The sequence below is a fragment of the Vreelandella nanhaiensis genome (assembly GCF_003990185.1).
Taxonomy (GTDB): domain Bacteria; phylum Pseudomonadota; class Gammaproteobacteria; order Pseudomonadales; family Halomonadaceae; genus Vreelandella; species Vreelandella nanhaiensis.
Genome location: NZ_RZHF01000010.1, coordinates 21,221 through 37,208 on the forward strand (window position 1 = coordinate 21,221; position 15,988 = coordinate 37,208).

At 53.1% G+C, this 15,988-nt stretch carries 11 protein-coding genes; 3 read left to right on the top strand and 8 right to left on the bottom strand.

What is annotated here, in order from left to right:
- The first annotated feature begins 498 nt into the window (after positions 1–498).
- The 3 genes from ELY38_RS08455 (at position 499) to ELY38_RS08465 (ending at position 3,269) form a co-directional block, all read left to right on the top strand.
- A complete protein-coding gene (locus ELY38_RS08455) occupies positions 499–912 on the top strand; it encodes a hypothetical protein (protein ID WP_035561844.1) in 414 nt (137 codons plus the stop codon).
- Complete coding sequence (locus ELY38_RS08460) at positions 909–2,579, top strand: type IV secretory system conjugative DNA transfer family protein (protein ID WP_101146467.1); 1,671 nt, start codon at positions 909–911, stop codon at positions 2,577–2,579. The genes ELY38_RS08455 and ELY38_RS08460 overlap by 4 nt, the downstream gene beginning before the upstream one ends.
- Positions 2,580–2,924: 345 nt before the next feature.
- Positions 2,925–3,269, top strand: coding sequence for a hypothetical protein (locus tag ELY38_RS08465; RefSeq protein ID WP_113270628.1), 345 nt, complete (start codon positions 2,925–2,927; stop codon positions 3,267–3,269).
- 29 nt (positions 3,270–3,298) lie between these two features.
- On the opposite strand, the gene ELY38_RS08470 is transcribed toward ELY38_RS08465, so the two are convergent.
- From ELY38_RS08470 to ELY38_RS08505, 8 genes are all read right to left on the bottom strand, one after another.
- The gene (locus tag ELY38_RS08470; RefSeq protein WP_127061355.1) at positions 3,299–6,403 is read right to left on the bottom strand and encodes a conjugal transfer protein TraG N-terminal domain-containing protein; all 3,105 of its coding nucleotides are present in this window, start codon (positions 6,401–6,403) and stop codon (positions 3,299–3,301) included.
- Positions 6,403–7,962 carry a conjugal transfer protein TraH gene (locus ELY38_RS08475; RefSeq protein WP_127061357.1) on the bottom strand — a complete coding sequence of 520 codons (1,560 nt, stop codon included), beginning with the start codon at positions 7,960–7,962 and terminating at the stop codon, positions 6,403–6,405. Before ELY38_RS08475 ends, ELY38_RS08470 begins: the two co-directional genes overlap by 1 nt.
- Positions 7,962–8,981 (bottom strand): conjugal transfer protein TraF, encoded by a 1,020-nt coding sequence (gene traF, locus ELY38_RS08480; protein ID WP_127061359.1) that lies wholly within the window; start codon positions 8,979–8,981, stop codon positions 7,962–7,964. Before traF ends, ELY38_RS08475 begins: the two co-directional genes overlap by 1 nt.
- Positions 8,978–9,433 carry a metal-dependent hydrolase gene (locus tag ELY38_RS08485; RefSeq protein WP_127061361.1) on the bottom strand — a complete coding sequence of 152 codons (456 nt, stop codon included), beginning with the start codon at positions 9,431–9,433 and terminating at the stop codon, positions 8,978–8,980. The genes traF and ELY38_RS08485 overlap by 4 nt, the downstream gene beginning before the upstream one ends.
- A 71-nt stretch (positions 9,434–9,504) precedes the next feature.
- Complete coding sequence (locus ELY38_RS08490; RefSeq protein ID WP_185858947.1) at positions 9,505–10,158, bottom strand: ERF family protein; 654 nt, start codon at positions 10,156–10,158, stop codon at positions 9,505–9,507.
- Between the two features lie 550 nt (positions 10,159–10,708).
- Positions 10,709–11,800: a DUF7146 domain-containing protein gene (locus tag ELY38_RS08495; RefSeq protein WP_185858948.1), complete on the bottom strand. Its 1,092-nt coding sequence runs from the start codon at positions 11,798–11,800 to the stop codon at positions 10,709–10,711.
- Positions 11,801–12,009: 209 nt separating this feature from the next.
- A complete protein-coding gene (locus tag ELY38_RS08500) occupies positions 12,010–13,410 on the bottom strand; it encodes a DNA cytosine methyltransferase (RefSeq protein ID WP_127061366.1) in 1,401 nt (466 codons plus the stop codon).
- A gap of 322 nt (positions 13,411–13,732) precedes the next feature.
- Positions 13,733–15,979 (bottom strand): hypothetical protein, encoded by a 2,247-nt coding sequence (locus ELY38_RS08505; RefSeq protein WP_127061367.1) that lies wholly within the window; start codon positions 15,977–15,979, stop codon positions 13,733–13,735.
- Positions 15,980–15,988 lie beyond the last annotated feature (9 nt).

A 15,988-nucleotide genomic window follows, 5' to 3' on the forward strand; every position in this document is an offset into this window, starting at 1 on the left:
CCAAGCTGAAGCGCTGGCATCGGGTGCAGCCGGTTCAGAGGAAGTTGTGCAGAACGCGGGGCAGAGGCCTTTCATGTTCACGCCCAATAATGGGTATGTAGGCCTAGAAACCCAGCTAGATGTATCGCTCACTTATACGTCCTTTGAGAACGGTGGACAGAACGTTAGAAGAGTTGAAAAAGCAGTTGTCGACTGGGGTGACGGCTCAAGTCCGACCACAGTGCCCCCTGGCACACCCGCCTACCATACGTATGGCCACCGCAATAAGGAGGGTGCCATTACACCTCATGGAAGTATTGTCTATACCGGCAGGATTACGTTCGTGACTACTTCAGGCAATGCATATACCGAGCAATTTCAATATAGCATGTGGCATTCCTTTCTTGACTCGCTTGTTCCAGGAGGAAGATCGCTACCCAACAACATGCTACCGAGCGTTAGTGGGGCTGGTGGCAGGGATCGTTTGCCCAGTGGCTTCTTTGATAGGAACAACAAATAATGCAAACTCTTTTCAAGGCTGCGCTGATCATGGTGGCAACAACCATGCCTTTGTTTGCCAATGCTCAGGAAGGCGCCAATGAACCCGCGCATCAGCTTTACGGCGGTCATGATGCTGGCGCGCTACTTAGCAAGTCGCTTATGGTGACCAGCCAGCTAGATTGGCTCAATGCCTGGTCGCTGAACCTTGGAGGCAATCCACCAGAAGATTTGCCCCAAGGCTATATCGGAGTTCTAGTCTTCGCGTCCTACCCAGGACATCTCATAAGCCTTCATCCTCTGGACGACAGCTCATCTTTGATGATTCGCTGCCATCAGGCACCGCTGCCCGACAGCCGTAGCTACATCGCCCCCTCTGCATGGGCAGCCGGGATGTTCCGTGCTGATAGCGTGACGCTGGAGGATTGCCCATGATAGCCGGCAGAATGGATGCGCTGGCACTTACCGCCATTGCAGCCGGCGTTGCGGCCGCTACACCTTGGGCTGTCGGCACCTTCCCAGCATGGCCTGCTGGCGTCCTGGGTTCGCTGGGGATGGCGCAGCTCACATGGAGCCAGGCTATGGCCAAGCTGCGCCAGTACGACGAGGATTCCCGAGAGGGCTTCGTGCTGCCTTCAGACGAGCCAGTAGATGATAAGGGGCCTTCCTTACATATCGGCCTGACCACCGACAAAAATACTCGAATCAACATGCCCGACATCCTCGGGCAGCGACACACTGCGATCGTGGGTCAGTCTGGTGTGGGTAAGACTACTCTTGGTGAATATATCCTCTGGCAGCAAACTGCGCGTGGGCGCGGATGGCTATTCATTGACGCCAAGATCGATCGGGACACTCGGGATCACCTAGCGTACATGGCCAAGGTGACAGGCCGCGAAGATGAACTCTACATTATCGACGTGTCAGACCCCGATAACGCCAATACCTATAACCCTGTTCTCCACGGCGATCCTGATGAGGTGGCATCGCGGCTGATGAACCTCATTCCTTCTGCGGAGAACAATCCAGGCGCCGATCACTACAGGCAATCCGCCAATCATGCACTCACTGTCATCATTGCCGCTCTGCAAGCCTCCGGTCAGTTATATCACTTCGGAGATCTATCAATTCTATTGCAGTCCGATAGAGCCCTTGAAAACTTGGAGAGAATGACTCCTCAAGGGCCTGAGAAGAGGGCGCTATCGATCTTCCTCGATCAGTTCCGTACCCGTACCAAGGAAGGGACAAAAATCGACCTCAACCGCATGAAGCAAACGCTGGGCGGGATGGCAGGCCGGATTGCACTGTTCGCCCAGGGTAAGTTTGGAAAGGTCTTCAACGTTTATGCCCCGGAAATCGTGCTTACCGAGATTATTCGTAAGGGCCACATGCTTTATGTCTCGCTTCCGACGATGGGAAAGGACACCGCAGCCCTCAACCTAGGGAAAATGATCGTCTCGGACATTCGCTCTGCTGTTGCCTACATTCAGGATTTACCCAAGGGCGAAAGGCCAGAGCATTTCATCGCACTTCTGGATGAAATGGGTGCTTACGTAATGGAAGGGGTAGGGCGTCTCTTCGAGCAGGCGCGATCGGCCAATATCGCACTGATTCCAGCCTTCCAGTCCTTCAGCCAGCTTAATCGAGTCTCGCCAGACTTTGCAGACATCGTGATACAGAACACTTGGAACAAAATATTCTTCAAGTTCGGTGCGAAAGACAGCCCTGAAGAGGCCGCAGAAATACTAGGTAAAACCAAGCGTTTTCAACGTACTGTCTCAGTCTCGGCTAACCAGGGAGAGAGTGCGCAGTATTTGAGAACCACCCCACAATCCAGCATGTCCGATGGCGGCGGCATGGGTGAAAGCTGGCGCGAAGTTGAGGAGTTCAGGGTAACACCGGATCAATTGAGAGCCATGGATATGGGGCAAGCGGTCATGATGATGGGCGCTCGCATGTATCATTTGAGAACGCCAATGATCAACTACCCCAAACACATTCCTTCATTTAAGGTAATAAAACGCAAGATGAAGATGCCTGCCGACAAACAGGCGCTTAACTTCGAGGAACGGCTAAACGAGTTTCTTACAGCAACTGTTTAGGGGGTAGTTATGATTACAGTGTTATTTTGGGCGACAATCGCCATTTTCGCTATGTTGCTCTTAGGAATTCTTCCGGGAGTAAAAGAAGTCTTTAGGCCGCTCATGGACATTATATCCAAGGGAACCGGCGAGGTATTGAAATTCGCTGGGGGATATATTCTTTGGCTTGCCAAGACGATAATTCATGCCCATATCGACCTTGTTATCCACTTATGTCATAAGCGCTCATACTTTGACCCAGCAGAAAAGATGAGAAAATAGCCGCTTCATGCTGTACGATTGAAATCGTCGTATGGTATTATTACACAACAGTAAGGTAATTGCGTCGATCGCTGGGAGGTCGAAATGGCTAACAATAATCGCAAAGCTCGCCGCCAACGTGCGATCGCAGCCCGCCAAAGTGCCGCCCGGAAACCCAAGGGTTCTTTCGTAGTCAATGAGCTTCAACACTTGATCGGTGCAGAAGAAGAAGATGTTGTACGTGCCGCTAGGTGGAGAGCCAAACAGAACATATACGTATTTCTGATGGTGAACTTAGTAATAATTCCAAGCCTATTAATATTTACCTATTTCACATGGGATAGTGCCCCTGGCAAAGTGCTTCCCTTTATTTGGGCAGGGTATGCTCTGGTTCTTATATTCCAGACCAGGGCGATGTTGAGGTTCAAACGGATCATTAAAAATGCATGAAGAAAGGCCCCTCGCAAGGGGCCTTTTTCTTATGGGCGGGTGCCCATTAATTCTCGCGGATCAATATCTGACCCTTGGTTAGGGGAAGGCTCTTCCGTTGATTCAGAACCTCGACGCACCTGGCCGCGATTGATCGTAGCGGCCGTAGCATTCTGGGTTGAGCCATTATTGGCCTGAGAATCGATTTGCTCTTGAGTAGACGGCATAGGAGAGCTGGCCGACTCAAATTCGCCATCCCCTCCATACGTGTAATATGCATGCCCTCCTTCACGCTCAACAGCATAAACTGCCTGATTGTTCTCGTAGTAGGTTGGAACGAAGGTGTCATCTCCGATCTGTATATTGGATCGTTCGCCTCCGGTAATGAGAGCATCCGCATTTTGTTGGTCAGCGGCATCGATCGCCCTACGATCAGCGACAGAAAAGCTACCTCCTGTATCGATCACATGATAAGCATCTGGCCTTTCAACGTCCGCTTGCGCATTACCTTGGATCGTCCCTAGCCGTTCGCTGGAATCAACCGATAGTGAACTTACACCGCCTCTCTCTATCGGTGTGGTGACTTCAGTTGCCGTTGCTGCTCGTGCGCCCACATCGCTTGTATTTGCGCCGACACTGCCACTTACAGCATTCTCACGCCCGGCAACTTCAGCACGATCGGTATTCTGTCGCTGTTCAACCTCACCTCGTAGATCATTGGCATCGCTACGCATAGCCGAAATAGTCTGTGGGCTGGCGGGAGTAGGGATCGAGCCACTGCGACTTGCAACATATTCCTCGCGTGCTTGCTGTTGAACCTGGACAGCTTCCTGATAATCGTTTGAGGCCGCATAGAGCATAGAGGCGCGGTCTTCACCGACCCGCCCCTCAAGTACCTGTCGAGATTCGCTCTGGGATACTTTTTCTGAATATCGGCTGCCGTCTTGACCTACAACTTGAACTGCACCATTTTCAGAGAAAGATAGCTTCCCAGTATCTGATTGGCTCAGGCTCATAGATTCTTCGGTCGTGTCTTGGCTAGTGTCTGAACCACGGACCCCGACTTCGCCCTGTACAGATGTCCTTGCATAAGCGCTAGCACCCGCATTAAGTGAAAGACCAACCTCTGTTTTACCCCCAGCTTCGATTGAGGCCTTTCCGGCCGCATGCGAAGTAACATCATTAATTTCCCTTTCCGATAATCCGGCCTGCTCCATAACTTGCCTAGTAGCAGACAGCTCAGACATATATTGTTGCCCTTGCTGATCCTGAGACATCCTTGACCAGTCAACCGAGCCGTCAGCTACAAACCCTTGGTCTTGGGCGTATTGGGTAGCCGATCTGAAGGTATCAGTCATCATATTCTGGGATTGTTGGCTAAATGACTGTTTCGCTTCTTCTGTTCTCTGGGTCGCTTCACTAAATGCCTGCGACTTAGATAGGCTCTCCCTCATGTCTGCCGCTCTTAGGCCTACGTTCGTATCCTGCCCGCTCATATTCGTAACTTGAGATGCCCCAACGCCGACATGGTGTGCCGATACCTCTTCCCCAGAGCTGTAGCGGTGAGAGGTTTGGTGAGCATTCATGTTCGCGTTGTTCATGCTTACCTGGCCAGCCGAGGCTGCACCTGTAGACATGTTGTTCGCTGCTGTCGCCGCTTGTTGACTACCAGATGCCCTGTCCAGGACAGAAGTGAAGGCGTAACCGCTACCAGATACTAACCCCCACATGATGGCGGGTACTAAGGTGGACATAAAACCTGAGGCCATTACCATCTTGTCCGACATATCGCTAACTGCGCTCATATTGGCCATGGTGAGACCATCAGCGAGGTATCCCGCTGTCTGACCCTGGAAATAGAGCATCATGATGTAGTTCACGATTGCGAGCCCTGGCCACCATAAAATGAGCCAGGTCATCACCTGGGCATACGAGGTGCCCATCTTCTTGCCTAAGCCGGGGACCAGCACCGCAGCAAACACAATCGGCGCCAGCCCAATCACGAATGCCTGAAGGATAGCGAAGAAATAGCCCGCCATATCCCGGAAGAGAATAGCTGTGCTATACCATCCAGATTGCTGGGCACGTCGAGCCTGCTCCATATTCAAGGCTGAGATCAGCTCGTTGGAGCCTGTGGCCATTGCTGCGTATTCATAGGTGCCAGAGTACATTTCTGCGATTGCGGCTTGTGTGGCAAGCCCTGTGGCGTCCTGAACGGCACTCCCACCTGAAGCCCAGCGAAACGAATCATCCAAAGCGGCTTGTGCGAGCGCTGTTGATCCTGCTGCCTGCTGAAGCCAGAAAGGGGATGCTTCCCTCATGCCGTTCAATAACGCGGGAGCTGCAGTCTGCAAACGGTTGTCAATGCTCGCGTAGGCCTCGTCACAAGCCTGCATGCCACCATTTAGATCGGTCGAGTCATAAACGACGGTATAAACTGCCCGGTTCAGGTTATTGCCTAAAACCCCCCATGCATTTTGTGAGGTAATTAGCGTCACCGGGGAGATTTTGCCGCTAAAAATATTCGGCAACGCACAGTCATTCATGAAACTTTGAATGCTTGATCGCAGGTACGGATCAGTCAGGCGAATCTTCTTCATGTCATTCAGCATGCTTGCCGCCATGCCAACGGGAGCCCCCTTTGAAATACGTAGATTCTCGAAGTTTGGCGTCGTGAAGTTAGTTTCAATGCCGTTTGTAGCCCACATCCCTATCTCTGAGATGACAACAGCAGGAAGACCGATGGCTGCCGGAACGCCTTCAATTCGTTGAATGAATTGGGGCGACCCAACGCCATCCCACACCATGTCTTCAATAAGAATATCGACCTTCAAAGAGAACAGCATGTAGACAGTAAGAATCATGCCGGCAAAATACATGGCCACCTTTTGCAGACTTCCACCCAGGATTCCCGTAAAGCACATCGCAAGGAAGCCGGCCATCGCCAAGAACAGCGCCAAGTTCCTGAACCCAGGGTTTGAGTCAGGGTCAGTCAGGCGTTTAATCGCCTCCAGTATTTGCGCCAGCGCATAACCATTGCCATAGCCATAAAATGTCCAAGTGTCACCACTTGCAGGCGTCATGGTCTCTGCGATTGCTAGCCCCGGAACAGCGACCAATCCAATAGCTACAAGGGCAGGAACAAGCCATTTCATCAGTCCACCTCCCGAGCCATATCACGAGCGAAATCCATGCCGGATAGACCCATGGCATGAAGATTTCGCAACGTGGCGCGGTTGATCTTGTCAACCTGGCTCATTATGTTTTCCTGAGTCTCAGCCATAAGGTTAATTTGCTGAGCCTTCTGGGAGGTCATGACAACTAGCTCATTCTGGGCCTCGCGGAATTCGCGCAAGATCTCACCCGGCAAGGATGATGTCATCGATGTCTTAGCCGTTGCCTGGACGGCATAGCGAATGTACTCAATGGAGATCATGTAAGACAGAATGGTCGAGTTACCAACTACTAGGTCGTAGGCAAGGTCCGGGTAGGTCGCTGCAACATTAACTGCTTGATAGAGCGGGAAGGGCGCTGCAGCAATAATGGCCTTTTGAGAAGCGGTCAGCGGGGTGCCACTGGCAACGTTCTTAACCGCACCTTCCAATTCCATAATCACCGTGGTCAAAAAGCCGTGGCCTAGTGATATATCCTCAACCTTTGCTTTGTTCGGGTTCCAACAGTCTCTCAGATCACTGTTGCTACAAGTATAAATCTCGGCGGCCTGGCCTGAGGCGCCTGACCATACCTTGTCCTCGCAAAAGCTGTTCACGAAGTCAGCGTATTCAATGACGGTCGGCGAGGCTTTATCACTTCCGCACAGGAATATGTCCAGCATCGCATCGGCAGTTTCGATGGTTGGCGAAAAGGTGTTCGAGTCGCCACTACCCCCTTTGTTGCGAACCTCAGTACCAATCCAACTCATCAATAGCTCGGCAAATATCTTGTTCTCTGCCCCCATGTTGTTGCTGCCATCTCGCCCAGGGGCAATACCTGCTTCTTGAAGGCCTAGCCATGTGCGGTTGCCATCAAGCTCTAAGGCCAGTGCGCGATCCCCGGGATTGTTGCTGAGGTGGTCTCGCACTTCGCGGCCCGAATCCGATTTGCTATCACAAGTGTCCTGCTGGGCTGCCAGCCAGTCACTTTCCACGCCCTCAAACATCCCTACCGAACTACACCATAGATTCCCTAATTCGCCGGAGTAGTCAGGGAACCCCTCAACCAGTGCGGTAGCAGCCTCACAGCTGTCCTGGGATAGTTTCGCCGCCGCCTGTGCCATGCGTTGTGCGAACTCAAGCACATCCCCACAAATAGGGCAGAGCTGTTTGAGCGCGAGCTGGAAGGAGAGGGCTACAACCCCTTGGGCGATTTGCTCCAACATCTGCTGGATCTGCTCACTGTCGATATAGGAGAAGCCACCAAAATGCGCGTCGATGCCATTGCAGCCTACGTCTAGCCGCGGCGGGTCCATGTTGACTAGCGAGTAGCGGTTCTGAGAAAACCGCATGGTCAACCCCCCGGCCGTGTATCCATGCCGTGTCCTGGTCTCAAACGACGCCGCGCTGTTTGAGCTACTGAAGCCGCCTCCGGCACTGGATAGCCGGTCAAACGCATTTTCGAGTGCGTTGGCTTCAGCCAGGCTTGTGGTAGCCGTTATCGACATTCCGCTGATCACGGCTGTTGCCACCATGGTTACCAATTTGTTTCTGGAGAACATTACTCAACTCCTTGGGGAATGCCGGCGCCGAGGCCACCGGATGACCGTTCCAGCATGTCGGGGACGCTGAAATCAACGGGAGGACTCGTGCCATCACCAACCGCCTCGAGGCCCTTTTCTGCTGCTCGTTGGATAGCACCAAAGAAGACCTCAATCCTCGAGGTAATCCGCTGCGCTGCTTCAACACCACTGGAGACGCGGAACCAAAGATCATCCTGTGGCAGGTAAAGCCAGAGGTCCGGTACCGCTTCGACGGCAAGGTGGCCAGCAGCCTCTACTGAGCGTCCTGTGGTATCGCAGCTGTTCGAGAACTCTGGCATGCACCCCCCATCAAGTGGGGCGTTGTAAATGGTGAGCCCAGTACGTCGTTCGAGCTGCCTCATAACTGGTTGCATGTCATGACAGAATTGGCAGCTAGACCGGGTAAACCAGACGAGAAACCCATTCTGGTCATCTATCTCTTCCATGACCGCGTTGCGCTTGCCATCGCGTGCTCGTGACGCTGCACGAAGCCCAAAGGAGGAGACGGGGCTATGTACGAGGGGGTTGAGGTCCTGGTTTTGGATCTGATTCCACTCCCACATCCTCGACATTGTGATGGCTTGGTCGACGGCCCATCGCATATACCGCTGAAAGGCCTCGACTGTCTCTGGATTGTTGGGGTTCATCACAGACTGGTTAAGCAGCATGTCGCGCTGCTTGGCTTGAAACTCGAAGCTCCCCTCTGGGTCGACAAAACCACAAGAGGGCTCCCACTGTTCTGGGTCCGTACAATCCAGCTCCTCTTCAGACGCCTTGGCCATCGGTATCTCGACTGGGGGCTCTTCGGGCTCTTCTTCCTCATCATCATCTAAGTGCCCCCAGAACCAACCGCATTCGCGAGCATTATTGCTATCAAGACAGGCTTGCCCTCGGTCCCCACCAGGCTGGGCTATAGCGGTCCAACTCAGCGTTAGCAAAAGCGCCAGCATTAGCTGCAGAAATGGCGCCGGCAAAGGGCCAGCGGTCATGTGTTTCATAGCACAAGGCTCCGTATCAATATCGCGGCAATGGCCCAGGCCAACAGCACGGGCCAAAATTCTGAAGTGCCGCCATCCCACAGCTTCAGGGAATGGCGTTTGGCGGGGTGCCACACAGGCACTCCCAAAGGGGTGCCAGCATCTCCAATGACGTGAGAGAGCCCACCAACCGAGAAACCAAAGAGAAGGGCGGCAAGCAATGGCGCATCAGGTAGCCAAACGGCTGATGCCACTGCCAGCCCTAGCCAAGGGAGCAACCAGTGGGTCACAGTCCTATGGGGTATGAGCGTGGCTGGACCAATGCGGATCTCCAGCCAGTCAGGTGCCGTTGATCCAGGCAGCGCCATCGCCGCCACTGCCAGCGCAGACATCCCACCATAAAAGGGGGTCATAATCGCACCAGCCGATGCGCCAAGCGCCAGGCCGAATAATCGATGAGCGTTCCCGGTCAAGCTGCCTCCAAATACCTGTGTCATGCACGCGAAAAAGCCCCAACACCACAAAGGGATGGGGCTATGGAAGGTTAAGCATGTTGGGATTGCTGTCGCTGGATAATTCGGCGTCGCTGTGCGATCGCTCCCTTGAGCCGAGCTGACAGGTGTGCATCCAGTTGAGCGCTATTGACCCAGCGTTCGGCCGAAACCAATCGCTCAACATCTGAGTTTTCAATCTCCGCTAGAATCGCTTCGGGCGATGCCAAACGGTGACCGTTCGATACCCGCTGCTCTGATGGCTCAGGCTCTCCTTGGGAGAGAAGCACTGAGGATTCCACAGCGGCGTTATTGGCAGCATTTCCATCATCGTCCGGGCCTTGAGCAAGGCCTAGAAGAGCCATCAACCCATAGCGACGTGCATACGTCTGGGCTGACGCCACACCATGGCTATCAAGGGTCTCAACGGGCATCTCACAGTAAGAGCCAATGTACTCCCCAGAAGGGCCATGAATGAGCATGGTCTCCATCACCACAGCCCCCACTGTTCCGGGCACAGGTGCCTGAACCAGTGCAATTTCAAACTTATTCAAGACTGCACGAATGCTGCCGATTATAATTGCGAGGCTTGCATAGCGGTTGTCGTACATCGGATTCGTAGAATCCGGTGCGATCAGACCACCAAGCTCAGCCTGCACTGAAGCCAGGGCTTTGCCGATTCTGGCGATCGAGTCACTGCGATTCATAACGTGCTCTCCTCTCATCCCCCAGGTATCGGGGTCTCATGAGAGGTAGGGGCGCTACTGACAGACAAACGGGAGGTGGTATTGAGATTACCGAGAGGAGTGGCAACCCCGCGGAAGTGACACGATCCAGCGGATAGATCAAACAAACGTTTAATTTAAAAGAAAGTAGGGAGAAGTGATGCACCACGCAAGGGAACTAGAATCATTCCCTAGGCCCCATATAACCTTGGTCTCAGAACGAATAACAGATAATAAAAGCAAGGCTGGTTATGGAATGACAGATAGGGCGGTAACTTTGGACTCTGTGCTCAGAGCCTTGAGCACAGAATCACCGCCCGGAGGCATGCTATCCACGCTAAAAAGCGCCAATGCCACAGGAATGCGCTTCAAGCGAGGTAGAGTGAAATGACCTAAGTGATCAGTAGCTGCTTGACCCAAACAGATTCAGCGAATATATAAAAATGCATCCTTCCTCCCGAATCCCATCATGCTGAAAATGAAAAAACCCTCCTGATAATGGATGTCAGAAGGGTTTGAAGGGTTTGAAGGGTTAAGCAGCTTTGCTCTTCCGGGGAAATCCCGTGAGCCCACTACTGGTGTACACATCAGCCCAATCAACGCTCACATCAGTTGAGCTGGGTGCATCAGGGATCTTTATCGAAGCTCGAATCCCTTTCTCTAAAAGCCGAGCCTGGAGCACTTCCGCTGCGTCCTGACCAGCCTTACGTCCTTTCCTGTCGGGTAGGTCACGATCAGCCCAAATAACCACTTCCGTGACACCCTCAGGCGGCTCGAACGACCTCATTAGGGAAGCTGACAGTACCGGCCAGACAGGCATTCCCGTAGCAGCCCGAATAGCTAGCGAGGTCTCAATGCCCTCAGCCACACCGATAACGCCGGCTGTAGCTGTGCCTAGTCGAATAGCACCACCGTGGACATCACCATTCTTCACCACAGGGAACAGCTTTTTAGCCTTGCTCACAGGCGCCTTCTCAACCACACCATTTTCTGTGCGGTTGAGATACGTCCTATGCATCGTGACAGGCTTTCCAGCCGCATCCCTGACAATGGTTATCAGTGCAGGGTAGTAGCTAACCACTTTGCCTTTCTCGATGTAGGCCATCCTAGGGTGGAGGCGTGCCTCCGTCTCGAGAACGCTAAGCATCGGCTTTACAGGCAATCCGCGGAACTGCAAGTAGCTCGCCAGCATGAAGCGACCTTCGCCCCTTCCCAGGGGTAGAGCTTCTTCCCAGCGCTTGCGCAGCGTTGGCCGTATGTCCTGCTTTTCCTCAACCGTCCGTGGGGGCGGCCGAGATACTGTAGGCGCTAGCGGCTCAACGGATTGTTCACCGAGAGCCCCCATGACCTGTTCCAGTATTTCGGGAAGAGACCAGCCTTTCAGCTCTTTGAGCAGGCTAAAACCATCCCAGTTACCGCAAGTGCAAATGGCCGTACCGCGTTGCTTGAAACCGCGATCGAGACGGAAATCTTCCTTACCACCATGTATCGGGCAATCGATGTGATGTCCCGGGTGGGCAAGTGCATGCTCCAGCTCGGGGCACAGTGCCTGAAAGACAGTATCCCATTGACCTTCCGCAATACGCTTCACATCAGCAATTTCGTACTTGTTACTATTCCTCATGATCTGCTCCTCTCTCATTTCCGGTCACCCGGATCTCACAAGTAGATAGGGCGACCAGTGACGGCTATGGAGAGGTAGGGGAGACACTGCCACCAAATATAAATGTTCCGCATGCGAAACAATGGCAGTTAGTAGTCTTAAACAGAGAAAAGCCCCACTCCAATTAATCGGAGTGGGGCTTGAAGGATGCCTAGTAGTTCAGTGTGTGGCTAAGCCGCGGAATGCGTCTTGTGCCACTTCTGTTGCCAGGCATATTTGTCCTGCTCACCAATACTATGCAAGCAGTTGCCAATGAGGCGGCCCACTGCGCGAAATGCACAATGAACCACTCCTTGGCCCAGTAGTTCGTGGCTGACAGTCTCAGACAGCCCTTGAACAAGCATCTCAGGGACAGTTTTGACTCGGGCATGCTCTGCCTTGGTCAATAGTCGCGACTGGTCAGAATCGTCTGGGTGTCGGAGAAACGGCTCAGTTGAGCGCGCCTTCGAGTAACCACGCCCTATGGTGCCGAGGCTTCCCTCTGAACCATCGAGCAGCTGACGACGAAAGCCCTTACCCGCGGCCAGATCCCTGGCTTCCTTGTCGGCAAGGTAGCTGTAAGGCTTGAAGCGATCCTGGACTGCCTGAAACGGCTCCAATACCTCAGCGATTAATGTTTCACGCTGACGTACAGGCTCCAGTGCTTCGAGATCGACCTCAATGCCTTTACTCACTGCGAGCATGCAAAGCCGATTGCGCCGCTCCAGTGACCCCATCGCGTACCCATCCAGAATGGTCTCATGCACGTCATAACCAATGCTCGACAACACGCTGCGAATGACCGTCATGCTGGCGGTCGTCTGGTACTGCGGGACATTCTCCAGTAGCACCATAGCAGGGCGCAAAGTCTGGATTGTATTCATGAAAGCGATGAAGAGACTACCTGCTGTCTCATGCGCTTCTGCCCGATCCAGCTTGTTCTTCGCACGTCCTGACAGGCTAGCCCCGGTACACGGCAAACCCGCGCAAAGGAGGTGAATGAACGGCAGCTTGTGCCACTCCACTTCCTCCATCGGGCCTTGGATCGCAATGCTATCCTCGTCCCACACAGGATTGTTCGCCAATGATGCCTCCAGATAAGCACCTTCCAGCTCATTAGCGAAGGCTAGGCGCGAGGGCATTCCGACATCAACAAGGCCAGTATGTATCGCGTGATCAAGCACTCCAGCACCGTGTGCAATCGAACCAATTTCAAGCGGCTCACCCTTGGTCAGGGACTGCAGTAGCCGACCCATACGATCAGATTCAGCAAGATCATGGTGATGAATCGTGATGTCGACACGATTCCCCCTGACGACGACACGCACCCTCTCTACCTTGCCCAACGCTTGCGCCAGCTCAGCTGCCGTAATGTCTATGACTGGCAACTCGACCTCACCACGCTTTCTGCGCGACACCTTGTAAGCACCATCTTCTGTAAATTGCAGGGTCAGGCTCTTACGGCCGGCAACGAGGTTGAAGCGCTGCCCTGGTGTGATCCCAGTACGCGCCAGCCGATTACCTTCTAGCCACAGACGCTGCTTACCACGGTGCTCACCAATCTTGGTATAAATCACAGTGCTCTTGCCCATGATCAATCTCCTCTCTCATTCCTGCGGAATACAGGTCTCGAAAGGAGGTAGGGGACCAGGTGACCCAAAACTGGGCCGGTGGGAATACTGCACACAAAGAAAACTGGCGCCTGGTATCAGGCCCAGGGCAAGAGGGGGGGATGTTGCACAGATAGTCCTGATGCCTTGCCATTGTCATCAACGCACTAAGGGGGACACTGCATAGATAACCCTAGAAATCCGCTTACCGGATGTCCGTGAAAGAGGGGGGATGTTGCACAGCAGTGATCGGTTCAGCCTGAATGTGAAAGACCCTTCACAAGTAAAGGGTCTGTTGAATGTACTACGCAGCGGTCTTGATCTGTTCAACAATCTCTATTCCACGCTCAAGAGCATCTTGAGCAAGTGCACGAGCCTGAACGTCAAGGTGAGCATTATTTCCGGTCTTATTGACCTCAATACCCCCCAGTACAGCTGCCACATCGTCCAAAAGAACAGATTGGCTACCTACCTTCAGTTCTTCAGGAAGCGGTCGAAGGGCATGTGCCTCAAGAAACCGATCCAACTCACTCATGCTGTTAAAGTCCGTCGCATCGAGCAGAAAAGGAGAGTCCTTCATGGCGTAGACAATCACCGCGTTTTGGAAAATCCTGACCCACCGCTCCTGGAAAAACTGCATGATGGTAGGCGGCAGATAATGGTTCATGGCAACCCGTTTCGAGTTGCCTAGCGACTCTGCCATTTTCTCGATGCTCAGCGACTTGAGGTAGACGAGAACACCTGCGGTAGCCCTTATCCGGGCCAGCGACAATACGGTGACCAGGTCCCCTAACTCGGCGCTATGAGCTTGTACAAAGGCTTTTTGTCGGAGGGTCTTGGCGAAGCTGGTCTGGCTCGTGAAGGTGTAGGGTTCCTGAAAACCCTGGCCGCCCGCGACGATGAACAATCGTCGCCAGGCATCATCTCCTTTCTCCTTGAGATAACTCCTGACAGGGGCTGTGATCTGGATAAGAAGTTCTACCACAGAGGCTGCGTCGTCGCTCAGTACAACCTCCTGTTGCTTCCCTTTCCGATTTTTCTTCACTACAAGCACAGCCCCTGAGTCGGTGCGGACAAACCCGGTTCGCTTACCATTTCGGTCGAATAGTTCGCATGCCAACAGGGACGCATCGGTCAGCACGGGTTGCTGCGCCACCAGCCAAATAGCGATGGGAGCAATCGCATACTTCGTCGGCATTGCCAGGTTCGCGGCTAACTCCGCCGTTGAAAAAGAAATCCCCGTTGCGCTCACCAAGTGGCCGCGCATGGCATGGTCGAGGATTGTAAATCCGTTGTGGGTTTCTTTTACTGTCCTGATAAGGCTATTCATCGCCATCACAGGCTGGCCATATGCCCGAGAAGATATTCGAGAACCTAGCGTTATCAGATCCCCTTGATCGCAGGCTTGATCGATAGCGTTCAGACGATGAGCTATGCGATCAATCTGTCGCCGAGCCCATAGAACGACTTGGTTGAAGTCGCCTTCGATTTGCTTGAATAGAAGCTCCGTTGCCTCCTTGTCAGTGACCGACAGCGGAATCTGGGTCAAAAGCTTTTGGGATACAAGAGCTTTACCATCAGCATACCGGTGGTGGCCTACTTCATGGAGGGATCGAGTGAGCTTCTTGCTCCCTTCGGGCCACACATCACCGAGCGGGGAGGACATAAGCCCGCCTCTAACCAGAACAGCCTTTGCCCAACAGATGATTCTGATCCATTGACGCTGAAGGTTTGCCAACACCCGTTTCGGCGGTTGGGTCTGGCTCCGCTCGGAGTACCCTTCGAAATGCCAGCGCTGAAAGCTCCAGAAAAGCTGATAAACAAAGATTGGGACTTGGAGCACTTCAGGGCTTAAGGGTTGTCTGTCTATCGGATCATTGTCATACCAGCGCACGAAATCATCGAATCGCGAGACCACATTAACGTAGTTACCATAGTGACTATGGGCCAAAGCGTGCTTCTTACTCTCCTTGTGTAGGTCCCTAGTAAAATCAGGCCCCAGAACCTCGAAGACAGCTCCCATCTTTAATCGAAATGAGCCCGCGTTTCTGTCCGAGACATGCCACCCCGTGAGCTTGGCTACGCGCACAGGGTCAATCCGAATGGATTCAAATTGAGCGATGCATTCCCGGACCTGGCTATCTGTAAAGTGTGAATGCACAAGAATCTTGATAGGAGTCGTTTTAGACAACCCAGCTAGGAGCTTAAAGAAGTACAGGACAAGCCTCTGTCTGCCTGAGTACTTTACTTCAGCAGCCAGAAAACAGTTCGAGTAAAGTGCGCCATAGAAAAGGCGCTGAATGCTCAGAAAGGCGTTGGTTCGGAGGTCCAGAGCGCTTGTGATAGGGGGATGTTTGATTAGCCACAGGAGACATTCGAAGTAAAACAGTGCCCGACTTGCGCTTCGCCGCTGGGACGTGGGTAAGTCGGCAAGCTGAGATTGAATTAGAGCCAAAGCACTACCCGACAGAACCAGGAACTGGAAATTCTTCTCTGTGTGGCCCTTCGCGATGATTCCTTGAGGAAAACTGTTTGGGGAAACCTGACTCATCAAGAGATC